Raw genomic sequence first — 15,943 nt, forward strand, 5'->3', positions numbered from 1 at the left:
TTCCCATGACTTCTCACACCGATTTTGATGTGGCGATTGTTGGGGCCGGCCCTGTGGGTCTGGCTTTTGCCGGGTGGCTTGCCAACACCTGGGGTGACCGCGCCGATCGCATTGCCATTTTCGATGCCAAGCCTTTGGAGGCTTCCGCCCGCGACCCGCGAATTCTGGCTTTGTCCGATGCCACGCGCTTGCGCTTGGCCAGTTTGGGTTTCCCGGCCGATGCCACGCCGATCCACCACATTCACGTGTCGGAGCAATCGCGTTTCGGCCAGGTGCGAATGAAAGCCGATGAACTGGGTTTGCGGGCTTTGGGGTGGACAGTTCGGTATGGGGACCTCGTGAACTGTTTGTCGACCTCACTTGAACGCAGGGGGGTAAAAATTTTTCGCCCTGCGAACGTAAAGTACGCGCACCGCAGCGCAGTTGATTCTCTTGAGGTGCTTGAGCTTGAAGATGGGTCCGAATACACAGTGAACCTTCGTGTGGATGCCGAGGGGGGCTTGTACGGGGAGGCTGGCGAGCGCGACCAGGTCGTGGATTACGACCAGTGGGCCTTGGTTAGCGAAGTGACTTTACAAGTGGAGCCTGGGTTGCTGGAAGGCGGGAGTACCCTGGCCTTCGAGCGCTTCACCTCAGAAGGGCCTCTGGCTTTGTTACCCATTTCAATAGACCAACAGCAATACTCTTTGGTGTGGTGTGCCCCGCTGGCACAGGTTCAACGGCGCTTGGCATGCAGCGATGCTGAGTTTTCCGCCGAATTGCGACAGCAGTTTGGGCGCCGTGTATCCATCAAACACATCGGTCCCCGGAAAAGTTTTCCCTTGGGCATGAACTGGCGCGACAAGCTGGTTCAGGGGCGCCGTGTGGCCATTGGCAACGCCGCCCAAATTCTGCACCCAGTGGCGGGGCAAGGGTTGAATCTGGGGTTGCGGGATGCCGTGCAGCTTTGCCGAAGTGTTGACCCGACGACTGTTGCGGATGAGCATCGCTTAAGCGCCGCCCTGAACGAATTTGAGAAGTCGAGAGTGGCTGATCGGCAGGTGGTGGTTAAAATGACAGACTGGATGGTGAAGGGTTTTTCCAATCACAATCCCTTGCTGGGTGCGGGCCGACAAATGGCCTTGAACGTGATGGAATTCACGCCGCCTCTTCGCAAGCAGTTTGCTGAATTAATGCTGTTCGGCTTGGCTGTTTAATCTGGAGCGTTTTTACCCATGTGGTCTGCCGAATTGTTGCGCGCCCGTTTTGCCATGGCCGATTTGCCTTGGCAGCCTGAGCCGCTCGAAGAACGTTTTTTCAAAGACCGCGACCCCGCTGATGCGGCCGTGCTGGTGCCCTTGGTTCAGCGGCAAGACGACCTTTACGTGTTGCTCACTTTGCGCACCGCTCACCTGAATGACCACGCCGGTCAAATCAGTTTTCCGGGTGGTCGCTGCGAACCTGAAGATGGTGGTCCGATCGAAACAGCCCTGCGGGAAACTGTTGAAGAAACGGGGCTGGCACGGGAATTCATCGAGGTACTGGGTACCATGCCGGTGTACCAGACAGCCACCAACTTCATGGTGACACCTGTGGTGGCGCTGGTGCAACCTGGCTTTACGCTGCTTCCCGATGCCTTTGAAGTGGAAGAAGTGTTCGAAGTGCCACTTTCATTTTTGATGAATGTGGAAAATCACCAGCAACGCAGCTTGCACACCCCCTTGGGCGAGCGTACTTTTTACGCCATGCCCTACAACTCACCCGAGAACGGAAAAAATTATTTCATTTGGGGGGCCACGGCGGCCATGCTTCGTAACCTTTACCATTTCTTGAGCGCGAAGGCGTAACACATTGTCCTATTTGGCCCTGCTCATTGCTGTGGTGTGCGAAACCTTCTTGCCCGATGGTTTGTTCACCCGTGCGCGTGACTGGGTAGATCGTTTTAACCAGGAACTTGAAATTAATCTGGAAGCACTTGGGGCACCGGGCTACACGCATTTGCAATGGTTGGTGCCAATGCTGATCTGGATATTGGGCGTGTATTTTCTATACCAGGTACTTTGGACCATTTCACCACTTGCAGCCGGTTTTCTCAGCGTGTTTTTGCTGTTGTATGGTTTGCGTTTTCGGCACTTTGCAGTGGTTTTTACCAATGCCCAGCTGTTTTTGAACCAAGGCGACTTTTTCCGCGCCCGCGAATTGTTGTTGACCTGGATGAAAGAATACGATGGCAGCGAACCCGTTGTTCACCGTCCTGGCGAATTGGTGTTCCATGCCGTATATCACGGCACGGAGCGTGCCTTGCGTCAGTACTTCAGCCTGTTTTTCTGGTTTCTGGTATTGCCCGGCCCCATGGGCTTGGTGGTCTACATGATGGCGCACTGGAGTGTGATTCGTGAACGCGATGTGTGGCAGGCACAAGCCTTCGCGCACGAACGCCCCACCATGCAAGAGGCGTGGGAAAGCAACAAACTGAAAGCGGCAATCAGCCCTCGTTTTGTGTTGTTTGCCATGGAATGGTTGCCAGCCCGTTTGTTGGCCTTGACGGTGGGTTTGGTCGCGCAGCTAGACGATGCCGCCTTGGCGTGGCGAACCGCAAAAAACCACAGCCGCTTTTCTAACAGGGCACCGCTTACCGCGGTGTTTTTCACGGCGGTGGGTTTGGTGGGGGGTGCAGCATTCGATCCCGCATCCAAAGCCGCTTCGGAAGGGCAATTGTTGAGCGAAGAAAACCAGGTGCAAGCTTTGCAGCAGTTTCGTCAGCTCATTTTCAAGTGTGCCGTGGTGTGGTTAGTGGCAACGCTGGTGTTTGCCATTCTGGGCTGGTTGCCCAGCAGCATGCTTTGATGCTTCAGTAGCTTTGGCTGGCCTCTTCCAGTTCAGCTTTCAACATTTGGTATAACTCATACCGAGCAGGGCTTAATGTCCCATCTTTCAGTCCGTTTTTTACGGCACAATCGGGCTCACGTTTGTGTTGGCAATTGGCAAAACGGCATTTGTTGCCTTCATCGCGAATATCCGTGAAAGCATTCAGCAAATCCGATTCGCTCAGGTGATGTAAACCAAATGCCTGGAATCCTGGTGAATCAATCAACTCCAGGCCTTGCACTCCAAAATGCATTTGGGTGTGCGTTGTGGTGTGTTTGCCGGCATTCAAAGCCATTGAAATTTCATTGGTGGCTGCCAGTGCGCCGGGAATCAACAGGTTGATCAAGGTTGACTTTCCCATGCCCGATTGCCCGAGGATTAGTGTACGTTTCCCTTCCAGCAAGGGTCGCAACAGCGTTTCAGTTTCGGAAGGTCGTTCAGTCACACTGATGTAGTGTGTGGGCACTTCACCCAAGGTGATTTCAAACAACTCCTGTTCAACGGCCTCCAGTGTTTCAGAATCGCCTTCCAGAATATCTACCTTGTTGAACAATATGGTGAGCGGTACTTCGGCGTGTTTGCAGGCGGTCAGTGTGCGGCCTAAAAGCTCTGGTGAGTATGGTGGGCTGATGGCCAGCATCAGCAGCACGCCATCCAGGTTCGCCGCAAACATTTTGCTTTTCAGTGCGTCCGATCGGTACACCAGGTTTTTGCGGGGCTGGATGTCTTCCACCCAGGCTTGCATGTCGCCGCTGGGCAAAATGATAATTTCATCGCCCACAGCCACTTCCCGGCGTTTGCCTTTGCCGTATACCTGCCAAATTGTTCCGCTGTCATCGCGTGCCAGAAAATGACGTCCATAGCTGGCCACCACCAAGGCATTCAGCAAATCGGGATTGCCCGCATTCTTGCCGTGGTTGCCGGTTTGTTTGCCCTTGTAAGTGGGTCGTACCTTGTTGAGAGATGAGTTAGCCAATGTGTTTCAGCGCATCATCAAGTTTGGCGGCACAGGCCCAGTCGTTGTCGGTAATGCCGCTTGCGCTGTGGGTGTTCCAGCGCACCTTGACCCGGTTGTAGCTAAAAGTGACTTCCGGGTGGTGGTCTTCATCATCGGCCAAATGGGTAATGGCATGCACAGCCAGCTTCACGCCTTCAAAGTTGGCAAAGGCATATTGCCGCCAAAGTGTCAAAGCACGTTCCCCCTTGGCGTCAAATTCAACCGACCAGTATTCAAATTCGTCCAGCTGTGCTTCTATCTCGTCAACGCTCCATGCGTGGCCCTCACCCAAGTGCTGGCAATGCACGTGCAGCCAGTCTGCCAGTGGGCGAGCAGGATGGGGCGTACTGAGGGTGCTCATTGTGCGCCCTGCAAGCTGTTTAAACGGCTGATGCGAATGGATGCGGGCGGGTGGCTGTCGTAAAACGCGGAGTGCAGCGGATCGGGTGTCAAGGTTGAGGCGTTGTCTTGATACAGCTTGACCAAGGCGCTCACCAAATGTTGAGGGGCACTTTGCTGCGCAGCATATGCATCTGCCTCGAATTCATGTTTGCGGCTGAGCCAAGACATCACCGGGCGAATCGGGAAAGTGAAATAGGGCAACACCATCATGAACAGCACCAGGGCCATGGCTTGCGCACCATTGGCCAGGTCTGGGTTTACGCCCAGCTCACTGTAAAACCAAGGCGCATTGGCCAGAAGACCGAGCACATAAAACATGATCAGGCTACCAATACCTGAAAAAACCAGGTGCTTCACAATGTGTTTTTTCTTGAAATGTCCCAGTTCGTGTGCCAACACCGCTTCAATTTGATCGTCGTTCAAGCGCGAAAGCAGTGTGTCGAAAAATACAATTCGCTTGGCTTTGCCCATGCCGCTGAAATACGCATTGCCATGGCTGGATCGTTTGCTGCCATCCATTACAAACAGGCCGCTGGAATCGAAGCCACAGCGTTGCAGCAAATTCAGAATGCGCTGGCGTGTCGCCCCGTCTTCAAGCGGAGTGAACTTGTTGAAAATCGGTGCAATCACGGTGGGGAACAGCCACATCAACAACAGGCTAAAACCAAACCACAAAGCCCATGCATAAACCCACCATTGCTGGCCAGCTTCACGCATCAGGTAAAGCACTGCGAATACCAGCGGGCCGCCTATCAGTGCGCCAACCAGCAGGCCTTTCAGCCAGTCGCCCATAAAAAGACCTTTCTTCATGCGGTTAAAGCCAAAGCGTTCTTCAAGCACGAACTGTTTGTAGTAGGCCAAGGGCAAATCAAGCACGCTGCCTATAAAACCAACCACAGCAATCAACAACAAGCCAGCCAAAATCCCTTCGGCAGTGGTGCTTGTGAAACTTTGAATCCACTCCAGGCCGCCCAGCAAGGTGAAACCCATCAGGATGCTGGCTTCAAGCAGCACATTGATCATACCCAAACGGGTTTTGGCGATTGAATAATCTGCCGCTTTCTGATGGTCTTGCAGGCTGATTTGCTCCCTGAACTCTGCAGGCACTTGTGCTCGGTTGACAGCAATATGCCGAACCTGGCGACTGGCCAGATAAAGGCGAAGTGCCACACTTAAAACCACAGCCAGAACAAAGACTTCAGTAAAAACCATTTCTTGCTACCACCCTAGATTAATTTGCGCTTCAATGCCTGTGAGACAATACAGGTCTTCTAAGATTCAACCTCAAAGCTCATTCAAATTATGTCACAAGCCGCGCCAAGTTCCACCCCTGTTGAAACCAAGATTCCCCGTGACGACAATCGTCTGGTGTGGGTCGACATGGAAATGACGGGTCTTGACCCTTTCAACGATAAAGTCATAGAAGTGGCCGTAGTGGTGACCGACAGCGAACTGAATGTGTTGGAAGAGGGGCCAGTGCTGGCTATTCACCAAAGTGATGATATTTTGGCGGGAATGGACGCCTGGAACACCAGTACTCACGGCAAGAGCGGGCTGACCGCGCGCGTGAAAGAATCCGTAATTGACGAAGCTCAGGCGGAAGAATTGCTAATTGAATTTTTGACCAAATACATTGGCCCTGGCAAAAGCCCCATGTGTGGCAACAGCATTTGCCAAGACCGCCGTTTCATGGCCAAGTACATGCCCAAGCTTGAGGCTTATTTTCACTACCGCAATCTGGATGTGAGTACGCTGAAGGAATTGTGCAAACGCTGGAACCCCACCACTGCCAGAAAGTTTGTGAAGAAAACCAAGCACACCGCTTTGGCCGATATTCACGAGTCAATCGACGAGCTTCGCTTTTATCGCGAGCATTTTATTGTTGCGCCAGAGGTGAAGGCGAGCCAGGAGAGCCCACAGTCCCCGGCAGCGCCTGCGGCATAGTTGGCAAAGTAAGCTCCAAAGCATTGCGCTGGCGCATCACATGGGCCAGCAGCAATGCCAGGCAAATTCCAGCCAACAACAGTCCCCCTGTACTGGCTATCCAGAAGCCTTGCGACTTCAGCGGGTTTTCTTGCCACACCCCAAGCCACATGCCCCCGCCAATACCAACAAACCACAGGCTGACCAGATAAATCAGCATCGGGCGGGCCGACACGCGGTAAGCCCGAAGCGAAAACGAACACAAAGTTTGTACGGCATCAATAAAATGATAGGCGATCACCCACGGCATCAAGCCCAAGGCAACTTCAATGGTTTTTGTGTCTTGGGTGTAGAACGAGATCAATTCCCGGTCGAATAGATACAAGCCCAGGCACACGCAGGCAGCAACCAGCATTGCGGTTTCAATACCTCGCCTCACGATGACGCTTGCGTATCGGCTAAAACCTGCACCAATTTGCTGCGAGGCCAGTACTGTGGTGGCATTGCCCAATGACAAACACACCATGTACGCCATGGCCGCCATATTGGACACAATTTGATGTCCGCCCAATTGATAAACATCGAAACGCGACACCAGCAACGCAATCACTGTGAATGAGCTGACCTCAATCAAATACGAACCACCGATGGGCAAACCAAGCCGAAGAATTTGACCAAGGCGATGCCAGTCAGGTTTCAAGCTGCGAATGGATTTGAATTCGCTGTAATGTTTGTCGAATAACCAAATGAGGGCCGAAATACTGAACACCAGCCACATGGTTGCTGCTGTGGCCCAACCAAAACCAGCCGCTCCCAAGGCAGGCAACCCCCACCCGCCGTTCATGAACCAAATGTTCAAGGGAATTTTCAGCAGCAGCATCAGCACTTGCAGGGCCACCACAATTTGTGGGCGTGAAATGGACTGGTTCAGCGCATAAAACACACGAAACACCAAGGCCGCTGGCAAACCCCAGGCAATGCCAAGCAGGTAGCCACGGGTGTCGCTGGCAATGTGAGCAGGGGTATTGGTCAGTTGAAAAATAGGGTCCGGGTTCAGCAGAACGGCCATGCCAATGCAGCTCATGGTCAGTGCCAACCAAACGCCTTGTACTGCATCCTCTCCAACTTTGCGGTGGTCGCCTGCGCCAAAGTGGGCAGAGCAAATGGGAGTCAGGCCAATAATCACCCCCATCAAGCCCACGTACAGGCTGATGTAGATTGAAGATCCCACAGCCATTGCAGCAAGCACATCGGGGCCTGCCTGCCCGGCCATGAGTGTATCGACGAGCCCGTTGCCCATGACCGCCAGTTGCCCCAGCAGGATTGGCAAAGCCTGATTCAGCAGTGCCCTTCGTGGCCGGTTCTGGGCGAATAAAACAATACTACTGGCCATGCCACACCTTTAACGGCTGCTGTTTTCTGTCTGCGGCTCTACCTGTGGGGTTCGTGCGTACAGGAAGAAGAATTCATGCCGGTCCGAGTTTCGGTTGCCGGTCCAGATCAGTTCCCACCGCTCGGATGCCCTGGATTCAAAATCAACCTTGATTTTCAGGCTTTGACGGGTATCGTCTTGCAGCAACAGATACTCACATTCGGTGACCTCTTTGAATTGGCCCCTGCGAATGAAGTCAACTTCAGCATGGTATTGGAGGGTCGCTCGTTGTGCATAGCCAAGGTTGTAGTCGGCAACACACTTTCTGTTTGCAATGGTCTGGTGGTTCAGCACCGATTGGGTGATCGCATCGCCCAGGGCCTTGAAGCTTTTTGCATAATCAATTCTCGGAATCCACAGCGTCATCATCAACAGCCACAGCAAAATAACACCACCGGTGGTCAGCACCATAGGGCGCCAAAGTGCACGGCTTCCTGAGGCTGTGCGCCACACAATCAAGCGGATCCAGGCGATGCTGGCCAGAAATGCCAGTGCCAGCTCAAGACCAATGACATCGGGCACGTAGCCGGGGGACAATTTCTCGAAGTTGGCTGCTATTTTTGCAGGAAAGCCAAAGGTGGCTGCTGTCCAGCCCAGCCAAACCAGCACGGCAGCGAAGGTAAACCAAAGCACTGCAAACCAGTCAATCAGGCTGATCAGGCCACGTTTCATGGTGGACAGTCCAATGGCGGCAAGCACTGAAAGTGGTGCCAGCAATGGGAAATAGTTGGCCTCATCTGCAGGGTTTGTAATTAGCAGCACTAGCACACCAGCGGCAGCCCCTGCCAAAGGAATGCGGATAGAGGGTTCGGTCAGCGCTTTGCGATACCGCCAAATGGTCCAGCAAGCCATGGGTAAAATCGGCCACAAAAACCAGGTCAGGGTTTTCAGGGTGATCACCAGTTTGGCCAAGTCAAAAGACTGGGTGGGGTCAAGTATCAGGAAGCGACGTACATTCCATTCATTCCATGCGTTCCACCACAATTCCCCGTTCTTTTGGCTCATTAGCCAGAAAAACCAGATGGCAAAAGGTACGGCGAACACTGCTGCGGCGCGGGTCATGCGGCGAAGCAGGCCAAATCGTAGCGAACTGTGCGTCATCGAGCTGACGAGCAGCAAGAGCAAAAACGGCAACCAATGTGCCCAGCCTCGTGCAAAAAAAGCGATGGCGATCCCAACGCCCAGCATCCAGCCGGCGCCGATTGGTCTGTCGAGCGAGCGTACTGCTCCCAGCAGCATGATTGAAATACCTGCAAGTTCGGCTATTTCGGGCACTTGCATGTGCGAGCGAACCAGGAGGCCCAATGTGCCCAAAAAGCAGAGCACCGAGGCATCTGCCACAGCACGGGCGTAGTCGACCCGAGTGGGCGCTGTGCCAAGGGGGTCTTCGGGTTGGAGTTCCACCCGTTTGGCCAGTCGGTAGGTGGTGTTCCAAATGGCCCAGCCAGCCAAAATCATCCAGAACACATTGCCAAGGCGCATGGCGTCATCAAGCCAGTTGTAGGGCAGGTTGACGGCAAGAGCCAGTTTCCCGAACAGGCCTGCCAGCCAGGCTGACAGTAAGCCACCTTCAACATACAGGCGGTCGCCAATCAACGACATGGCCCATTCTGAAAAAGGCAATTGCGACAGGGTAAAGCTTTGTCCAAAGCCAGCTGCGTCGTCGGGTTTCCAGGGTGTTCGTGCAAAAAGCCCCGGCAAAATGTAGAGCAATATCAAGCCCCACAGAAGCCTGCGCGACAAACGTGTGTTGTTGGCTGCGGTGATGACCATGTTCTTATTGTGTCCGGAAAAACAAAAGGCAGCCAGTTTGCCTGAGCTGCCTTTTTATGATCACTTGCGCGAAAAATTACTTCTTGAAGCGGTCGAAACGACGACGGAACTTCTCAACGCGACCAGCGGTGTCCACGATTGTGTTCTGCGCGCCCGTGTAGAAGGGGTGAGATTCGGAGCTCACGTCCAGCTTGATCATTGGGTATTCTTTGCCTTCAAATTCGCCATTTTCCCGGCTAGGCGCGGTAGAGCGGCAAATGAATTTGAAGCCGTTGGACATGTCCACGAACAAAACTTCGCGGTAATTGGGGTGAATGCCGTCTTTCATGAGTTTCTCCGTTGCAGCCAACCTGGCGGTTAATTGGTCTCATGGGTCTCATTGATCTGAGTGCCAATCGACAAAGCCAAATCACTTGCTGGTTAATTAGGTAACCGCAAATTATAGGGTTGTGGATGGGTAAGGTCAAGTGCATATTTGACTCACGAGTGAATAAATCGGGCTAACCACCTGTTGGAGTTCGTCGCCAATTCAGGGGGCGATTGTGCTTGCCGATGGGGCCATGCTGGTGGCTGTCAAAACCACATCAACAAAAAAATCATGAAACATCAATTTACCCTCACCCAAAAAGCCTTGGGCATTTGTGCAGTTATTGCCTTGATTGTTGCCGCATCCTTGGCTTGGGTGACAGTTCAAATGAACCGAATGATCGAACTGGAAACCGTGGGCACCGCAAAAATTGTTCACGAGAACGAAGTGAGTCGCTTGATTGCTCAGGCCAATCACCACACCACAAAAATGGCCTCTTCGTTTAAAAATGTGCTGTTGCGGGGCGAGGGTGACGGCGCCGCAGACAAGTACAAAAAGGAATTTTCCAAGTATGTTCAACAGTTCGAGAGAACCACGGGGGATCTATTGAAAAATCAGGCGGTTGTCTCGGATTCAGAACGTGTCAAAGCGATTAAGGACTGGCAAAATGATTTCAAAGCGGCATCCACTGCCTATACCGCTGCGTTGGGCCAATACGATCCGCTGTTGCCGTTTCAATATCGAGACCTCGACAAATTGGTGAATGGAATAGACCGCCCGGTGGTCAAGGCAGGTTTGTCGATAGAGGAATTGGGCTTACAAACCCAAACCGCGGCCATCAATCAATTGACTGAGGAAATTCACGCTGAAACGGGGCGCCTGCTTTGGACCTTGTATGCAAGCATGGCGCTGACTCTCAGCTTCCTGTGCGCAAGCCTTATGGTGTATGCGCGTTCAGTTCGGCAAAGTTTGGGTGCCGAGCCCGGCTTTTTGGCAATCCAAGCCAGCAAAATTGCGTCAGGCGATTTGCAGTGCACTGAAATGTCGAGTCTTCAGTCCAAGCCGGGAAGTGTGAGCGCTGTGTTCGAGACCATGCGATTGGCCTTGCTTGATTTGGTGCGCGATATTCGGGAAAGAACCAGTGACGCGGAGCGAAGCCTGGATAGTATTCGTCAACAATTGGGTGTGGTTGATGAGTCCGCTGTCTCTCAATCCAATTCCAGTGCGGAAATGGCTGCTGGTATTGAGGAAATGTCCGCAAATATTTCCCAGTTGTTCGATGTCGCCGAGCAAACCAAGTTGGCGGCGGAGGATTCAAGCGCTGAATCAGAGTCTGGTTTGAGTTTGGTGGAGAGCACTTCTGAGGATGTCGAGAAAACTGCACAGGGTGCCACGCAGCTAAGCCAAACTGTTCATGAACTGGGGAGCCAGTCAGACCAAATCAGTCAAATCATTTCAGTCATCGAGGAAATCGCAGGCCAAACCAACTTGCTGGCTTTGAATGCCGCCATTGAAGCTGCGCGTGCAGGTGAGCAGGGGCGGGGGTTTGCAGTGGTGGCTGACGAGGTCAGGCGTTTGGCAGAGCGAACTACCCAATCCACCTCCGAGATTGAGCAAATGGTAGGCGCCATTCAGAAAGGCACTCAAAACGTGGTGGTCGAGATGACCGGCTGGGCTGGCAAGGTGAGTTCAAGTCTGGGCAGAATGAATCAAACCAGAGATTTGATGGGCACGATAAGGAATCGGGCGGGCGATGTGAAAGTGATGGCTTCCGAGGTCACCAGTTCTTTGTCAGAGCAACGTTCGGCTGCAACTTTGTTGTCGACCCAGATTGAGAAGTATGCGGCGATGTCGGAAGAGAACGCGAATTGCGTGGGTGAAATTCGAAAGTCTTTGGTGGATTTGACTGATGCGTTTTCTCAACTGAATTCACAGTGCGGGAAATTCAGGATAGCCTAAAAAAACCGCTGGCGTGGTTTGTACCAGGCCAGCGGTTTGATCACAAGCAGTGAAGCTTGGGAGCCAAGGCAATTACATGCCCATGCCGCCCATACCACCCATGCCGCCCATACCACCCATGTCAGGTGCTGAAGGCTTGTCATCGGCCGCGTCAGCAACCATACAATCGGTGGTCAGCATCAATGAAGCAATAGACGCTGCGTTTTGCAAGGCTGTGCGGGTTACCTTGGTTGGATCCAAAACACCCATGTCAACCATGTCGCCGTACTCGCCTGTGGCCGCGTTGTAGCCGTAGTTGCCTTCGCCGCCCATCACGTTGTTGGCCACAACAGATGATTCCTCACCCGCGTTGGTCACGATCATGCGCAGTGGCTCTTCCATGGCGCGCAGTACAATCTTGATACCTGCGTCCTGGTCGGGGTTCAAGCCCTTCAAGCCTTCAATCTTGGCGCGTGCACGCAGCAGGGCTACGCCGCCGCCAGGCACAATGCCTTCTTCCACAGCAGCGCGTGTTGCGTGCAGAGCGTCTTCTACGCGGGCTTTCTTTTCTTTCATTTCAACTTCGGTTGCAGCACCAACCTTGATTACTGCAACGCCGCCAGCCAATTTGGCCACGCGTTCCTGCAGCTTTTCACGGTCGTAGTCGGAAGAAGATTCTTCGATCTGGCCGCGAATCTGCTTCACGCGTGCTTCGATGTTTGCACCGTCGCCAGCACCGTCGATGATGGTGGTGTTCTCTTTGCCCACTTCAATGCGCTTGGCCTGACCCAGGTGTTCCAGGGTTACAGTTTCCAGGCTCATGCCGGTTTCTTCAGCGATTACAACGCCGCCAGTCAAAATGGCGATGTCTTCCAGCATGGCTTTGCGGCGATCGCCGAAGCCTGGCGCCTTCACTGCACAAGTTTTCAAGATACCGCGAATGTTGTTCACTACCAAAGTCGCCAAGGCTTCGCCTTCGATGTCTTCAGCAATGATCAACAATGGGCGACCCGCTTTGGCCACTTGTTCCAGTGTGGGCAGCAAATCACGGATGTTGCTGATTTTCTTGTCGTGCAACAGCACGAAGGGGTTGTCCAGTGCAACAACCTGCTTTTCCTGGTTGTTGATGAAGTAGGGGCTCAGGTAACCACGGTCAAACTGCATGCCTTCAACAACATCCAGTTCGTTGTCCAGGCTCTTGCCGTCTTCAACAGTAATTACGCCTTCCTTGCCTACTTTTTCCATGGCTTCAGCAATGATGTTGCCAATGGATTCGTCGCTGTTGGCGGAAATGGAGCCAACCTGTGCAATCGCCTTGGTGGTGGCGCATGGCTTGCTCAATGCACGCAATTCAACGATTGCAGCGCTTACGGCCTTGTCGATACCGCGCTTCAGGTCCATGGGGTTCATGCCTGCGGTCACGAACTTCATGCCTTCTTTCACAATCGCTTGTGCCAGAACTGTGGCGGTGGTTGTACCGTCACCCGCGTTGTCAGAAGTGCGAGAAGCAACTTCTTTCACCATTTGTGCGCCCATGTTTTCGAACTTGTCTTTCAGTTCGATTTCTTTGGCCACGGAAACACCGTCTTTGGTGATGGTGGGGGAGCCGAATGAACGCTCGAGCACCACATTGCGGCCACGTGGGCCCAAGGTCACTTTCACTGCATTGGCCAGAATGTTTACGCCACGCACCATGCGGCTGCGTGCGTCGTCGCCGAAAAATACTTCTTTAGCTGCCATGATTAATCTTCCTCTTGAATTCTTTGTAATTAAGCTTCAATAACGCCCATGATGTCTTCTTCGCGCATTACCAGCACTTCCTTGCCATCCACCTTGATGGCCTGGCCGGCATACTTGCCGAACAATACACGCTGGCCTACCTTTACATCCATGGCGATCAGCTTGCCGCTGTCATCGCGCTTGCCTGGGCCAACTGCAATCACTTCACCTTGATCAGGCTTCTCGGCGGCGGCTTCTGGAATCACGATGCCAGAGGCTGTTGTGCGCTCGCTGTCGAGACGCTTCACGATCACGCGATCATGCAACGGACGAATGTTCATGGATACCACTCCTAAATTTGTCTTTTAAAAAGAATTGCTTAGAGAAACTGACGGATGCGTTGTTAGCACTCGACGTCATCGAGTGCTAATAATAGGGGTGGGGGGAAGGTATTTCAAGGGGCGGGGTGAAAAAAAGTTGCCTGCAAGCAGGGTGTCAGTCACTTTTGTTTACACTAGGGGTCGATTCAATCCAGCACCCTAAAGAATGAACAAAGCAAAGTCGGTTTTCATTGTCCTGTTTTTAGTCTTGATCAACCTGAGTCTGTTACACGTGGCCACATTGAGCTGGCACAGTCCCTTAGGCCCAGGCTGGATCGGGGTTTTTGTGTTGGCCCTGCCCAATTTTTACCTGTTTGTATGGATGTTCATGCGCAGGCGTGCCCGAACATCGCGCAATCTTCACTTGCTGATGGCTGCCAACCTGACGGGTATTGCCCTTGTGTTGACTGATCCAGGCATGGAGGCCGACCCATTGCCCTTGATCCTCGGCAATTTGATCTTTTTTGGCAGTATCGCCTACATCTTTTGGTATTCCAATCTGGGTGAACGCAACAATGCCCTGTTGAATGAGGGTGAGAAACTTCCTGTATTCGAACTGAATACCCTGGATGGTGAGTCTTTTTCCAGCGAGCAATTCAAAGGATCAGCATGGTTGCTGATGTTTTACCGCGGCAATTGGTGTCCGCTGTGCATGACGCAAATTGGTGAAGTGGCGGCCCGTTACATTGATCTGGACCGATTGGGCGTGAAGGTGGCCTTGATCAGTCCGCAGCCAGAGACCAAAACCCGGGAACTTGCTGAGCGATTCAAGGTACCCATGAAGTTTTTTGTGGATGCCGACTTCAAGGCCAGCAAAAAACTGAAGCTGGTACATGAAAACGGCGTGCCGTTCGGCCTGAAGTGGATGGGGCACGGGGAAGATACAGTGCTGCCCACGGTGCTGATCATCAACAAGCATGGGCGAATTGTGTATTCAGACCAAACTTCAAATTACAGGGTTCGACCTGAACCTGAGCAGTTTCTGGAAGTGGCGCGCCAAAAACTGGGTGGCGCAGAAGCCTGATTACCTTGCTGCTGCAGCCTGGTCAGCAGCAGCCTTGCGTATGCTGCTGATCAATTCTTTGCTAATGCGACTTTCCATTCGACGGTGCACCGGCTCAAGTGCCTTGCGCCACAGTTCAATCTCAGCACTGTTCAGGATGGCCACTTTGGTATTTTTGGATTCCTTCACCTTGGCCAGGGCCTGAGCATTCAATTTTTCTGCTTCGTCGTCGTTTTTTCGCGTGGCATCGACAATGCTTCGTTCAAGTGTTGTGCGAATGTCCGCTGGCAAGCTGTTCCAGAATTTGCGATTAACAATCACTGCGTAGCCCAGGTAACCGTGATTGGTTACCGCCACATACTTTTGAACTTCATGCATCTTCTTGGAATACAGGTTGGAAGGGGGGTTCTCAGTGCCGTCCACCAAACCAGTCTCTAGTGCAGTGTGCACATCCGAGAACGCCAGCGGAATTGGCGTGGCACCCAACGCTTCCATTTGTGCCTCAAGAACACGCGAAGGCTGGATTCTCATGCGCTTGCCCTTCAAGTCTTCAGGCAGACGAAGAGGGGTGTTGGCGCTCATCACCTTAAAGCCATTGTCCCAATAGGCCAGCCCCAATATTCCGCGGTCCTCAAGTTGGGTCAGTAACTGCTTGCCTATTTCACCCTGTGTTACGGTTTTTAACACCTGGCGATTCGGGAAAATGTAAGGAAGGTCGAACACTTCGAAATCACGCATGCCCAATTGGCCAAACTTGGCCAGCGAGGGGGCCAGCATTTGTACCGCTCCCAGTTGAAGCGCTTCAAGCTCTTCACGGTCTTTGTACAAAGACGAGTTTGGGTAGACCTCCACTTTTACACGACCCCGTGTGCGTTCCTCCACCAGTTTCTTGAATTCCAGTGCAGCAATTCCTTTTGGGGTATTTTCATCGACCACATGGCTGAACTTGATCAGAATCGGCGGAGCTGCACTGGCGGGTGCCAATGCAACGCCATGAAGTCCAAGTAAAAGTCCGAGTGCTGATAAATATTTCATATTGCGGCTTGTTCGTAGGTATTCATTGAAAATTCCAGAGTAGGACCTTCCTCACCATTGTGGGTTTCCACATCCTCTGAAATCTTTTTGCCATTTCGTGGCACTATCCAGCCATGCAAGTGTTCGCCCCTTATGAGCCCAATTTAAAGAAAATCAAGCGCCGCCAAGCCATGAGGTTTGGCATGCC

The 15,943-nt window shown here is 52.8% G+C and carries 15 protein-coding genes; 6 read left to right on the plus strand and 9 right to left on the minus strand.

The genetic code is table 11. From position 1 onward, the window contains the following. Positions 1-5: 5 nt before the first annotated feature. Genes B4N58_RS05070 through B4N58_RS05080 form a run of 3 tightly spaced genes read left to right on the plus strand, consistent with a single transcriptional unit; the run spans position 6 to position 2,826 of the window. Positions 6-1,196, plus strand: a complete 1,191-nt coding sequence (locus B4N58_RS05070) for an FAD-dependent monooxygenase (protein ID WP_291746528.1) — start codon at positions 6-8, stop codon at positions 1,194-1,196. Positions 1,197-1,214: 18 nt separating this feature from the next. Next, positions 1,215-1,826: an NUDIX hydrolase gene (locus B4N58_RS05075; RefSeq protein ID WP_008252082.1), complete on the plus strand. Its 612-nt coding sequence runs from the start codon at positions 1,215-1,217 to the stop codon at positions 1,824-1,826. A gap of 4 nt (positions 1,827-1,830) precedes the next feature. Continuing rightward, entirely contained in the window at positions 1,831-2,826 is a 996-nt protein-coding gene (locus B4N58_RS05080) for a hypothetical protein (protein ID WP_291746531.1), read from the plus strand. 4 nt (positions 2,827-2,830) lie between these two features. Here B4N58_RS05080 and rsgA read toward each other — a convergent pair whose 3' ends face one another. The 3 genes from rsgA to B4N58_RS05095 are packed head-to-tail and all read right to left on the minus strand — an operon-like array spanning position 2,831 to position 5,458. Further along, positions 2,831-3,823, minus strand: a complete 993-nt coding sequence (rsgA, locus tag B4N58_RS05085) for a ribosome small subunit-dependent GTPase A (protein WP_291746533.1) — start codon at positions 3,821-3,823, stop codon at positions 2,831-2,833. Further along, positions 3,816-4,205: a 4a-hydroxytetrahydrobiopterin dehydratase gene (locus B4N58_RS05090; protein WP_008252085.1), complete on the minus strand. Its 390-nt coding sequence runs from the start codon at positions 4,203-4,205 to the stop codon at positions 3,816-3,818. The genes rsgA and B4N58_RS05090 overlap by 8 nt, the downstream gene beginning before the upstream one ends. Next, positions 4,202-5,458, minus strand: a complete 1,257-nt coding sequence (locus B4N58_RS05095) for a M48 family metallopeptidase (RefSeq protein WP_291746537.1) — start codon at positions 5,456-5,458, stop codon at positions 4,202-4,204. The genes B4N58_RS05090 and B4N58_RS05095 overlap by 4 nt, the downstream gene beginning before the upstream one ends. Positions 5,459-5,548: 90 nt before the next feature. Here B4N58_RS05095 and orn point away from each other — a divergent pair, with 90 nt between their 5' ends. Beyond that, a complete protein-coding gene (gene orn, locus B4N58_RS05100) occupies positions 5,549-6,190 on the plus strand; it encodes an oligoribonuclease (protein ID WP_040513449.1) in 642 nt (213 codons plus the stop codon). On the opposite strand, the gene B4N58_RS05105 is transcribed toward orn, so the two are convergent. The 3 genes from B4N58_RS05105 to B4N58_RS05115 form a co-directional block, all read right to left on the minus strand. Continuing rightward, positions 6,123-7,562, minus strand: coding sequence for an MATE family efflux transporter (locus tag B4N58_RS05105; protein ID WP_291746543.1), 1,440 nt, complete (start codon positions 7,560-7,562; stop codon positions 6,123-6,125). The two genes, orn and B4N58_RS05105, sit on opposite strands and share 68 nt — an antisense overlap. A gap of 9 nt (positions 7,563-7,571) precedes the next feature. After that, positions 7,572-9,374, minus strand: coding sequence for a hypothetical protein (locus tag B4N58_RS05110; protein ID WP_291746546.1), 1,803 nt, complete (start codon positions 9,372-9,374; stop codon positions 7,572-7,574). A gap of 76 nt (positions 9,375-9,450) precedes the next feature. Beyond that, positions 9,451-9,702, minus strand: coding sequence for a type B 50S ribosomal protein L31 (locus B4N58_RS05115; protein WP_008252094.1), 252 nt, complete (start codon positions 9,700-9,702; stop codon positions 9,451-9,453). A 270-nt stretch (positions 9,703-9,972) separates the two neighbouring features. Between B4N58_RS05115 and B4N58_RS05120 the strand changes: the two genes are divergently transcribed. Beyond that, on the plus strand, positions 9,973-11,640 hold the full coding sequence (locus B4N58_RS05120; protein ID WP_291746551.1) for a methyl-accepting chemotaxis protein: 1,668 nt from the start codon (positions 9,973-9,975) through the stop codon (positions 11,638-11,640). 72 nt (positions 11,641-11,712) lie between these two features. Here the strand turns inward: B4N58_RS05120 and groL are convergent, their stop codons facing one another. Both groL and B4N58_RS05130 read right to left on the minus strand, forming a co-directional pair. Further along, positions 11,713-13,359, minus strand: a complete 1,647-nt coding sequence (gene groL, locus B4N58_RS05125) for a chaperonin GroEL (protein ID WP_008252098.1) — start codon at positions 13,357-13,359, stop codon at positions 11,713-11,715. A gap of 29 nt (positions 13,360-13,388) precedes the next feature. Then, on the minus strand, positions 13,389-13,679 hold the full coding sequence (locus B4N58_RS05130) for a co-chaperone GroES (RefSeq protein ID WP_171100326.1): 291 nt from the start codon (positions 13,677-13,679) through the stop codon (positions 13,389-13,391). A 205-nt stretch (positions 13,680-13,884) separates the two neighbouring features. On the opposite strand from B4N58_RS05130, the gene B4N58_RS05135 reads away from it, so the two are divergent. Further along, on the plus strand, positions 13,885-14,742 hold the full coding sequence (locus B4N58_RS05135; protein WP_291746555.1) for a peroxiredoxin family protein: 858 nt from the start codon (positions 13,885-13,887) through the stop codon (positions 14,740-14,742). Here the strand turns inward: B4N58_RS05135 and B4N58_RS05140 are convergent, their stop codons facing one another. Then, positions 14,743-15,756 carry a TRAP transporter substrate-binding protein gene (locus tag B4N58_RS05140; protein WP_291746558.1) on the minus strand — a complete coding sequence of 338 codons (1,014 nt, stop codon included), beginning with the start codon at positions 15,754-15,756 and terminating at the stop codon, positions 14,743-14,745. Positions 15,757-15,943 lie beyond the last annotated feature (187 nt).

The sequence above is a fragment of the Limnobacter sp. UBA3528 genome (assembly GCF_002377005.1).
Classification (GTDB): domain Bacteria; phylum Pseudomonadota; class Gammaproteobacteria; order Burkholderiales; family Burkholderiaceae_B; genus Limnobacter.

Coding starts and splice junctions, on each gene's coding strand:
- B4N58_RS05070 (WP_291746528.1), top strand. CDS start 6: ATGACTTCTCACACCGATTTTGATGTGGCGATTGTTGGGGCCGGCCCT.
- B4N58_RS05075 (WP_008252082.1), top strand. CDS start 1,215: ATGTGGTCTGCCGAATTGTTGCGCGCCCGTTTTGCCATGGCCGATTTG.
- B4N58_RS05090 (WP_008252085.1), bottom strand. CDS start 4,205: ATGAGCACCCTCAGTACGCCCCATCCTGCTCGCCCACTGGCAGACTGG.
- B4N58_RS05095 (WP_291746537.1), bottom strand. CDS start 5,458: ATGGTTTTTACTGAAGTCTTTGTTCTGGCTGTGGTTTTAAGTGTGGCA.
- orn (WP_040513449.1), top strand. CDS start 5,549: ATGTCACAAGCCGCGCCAAGTTCCACCCCTGTTGAAACCAAGATTCCC.
- B4N58_RS05105 (WP_291746543.1), bottom strand. CDS start 7,562: ATGGCCAGTAGTATTGTTTTATTCGCCCAGAACCGGCCACGAAGGGCA.
- B4N58_RS05110 (WP_291746546.1), bottom strand. CDS start 9,374: ATGGTCATCACCGCAGCCAACAACACACGTTTGTCGCGCAGGCTTCTG.
- B4N58_RS05115 (WP_008252094.1), bottom strand. CDS start 9,702: ATGAAAGACGGCATTCACCCCAATTACCGCGAAGTTTTGTTCGTGGAC.
- B4N58_RS05120 (WP_291746551.1), top strand. CDS start 9,973: ATGAAACATCAATTTACCCTCACCCAAAAAGCCTTGGGCATTTGTGCA.
- groL (WP_008252098.1), bottom strand. CDS start 13,359: ATGGCAGCTAAAGAAGTATTTTTCGGCGACGACGCACGCAGCCGCATG.
- B4N58_RS05130 (WP_171100326.1), bottom strand. CDS start 13,679: ATGAACATTCGTCCGTTGCATGATCGCGTGATCGTGAAGCGTCTCGAC.
- B4N58_RS05135 (WP_291746555.1), top strand. CDS start 13,885: ATGAACAAAGCAAAGTCGGTTTTCATTGTCCTGTTTTTAGTCTTGATC.
- B4N58_RS05140 (WP_291746558.1), bottom strand. CDS start 15,756: ATGAAATATTTATCAGCACTCGGACTTTTACTTGGACTTCATGGCGTT.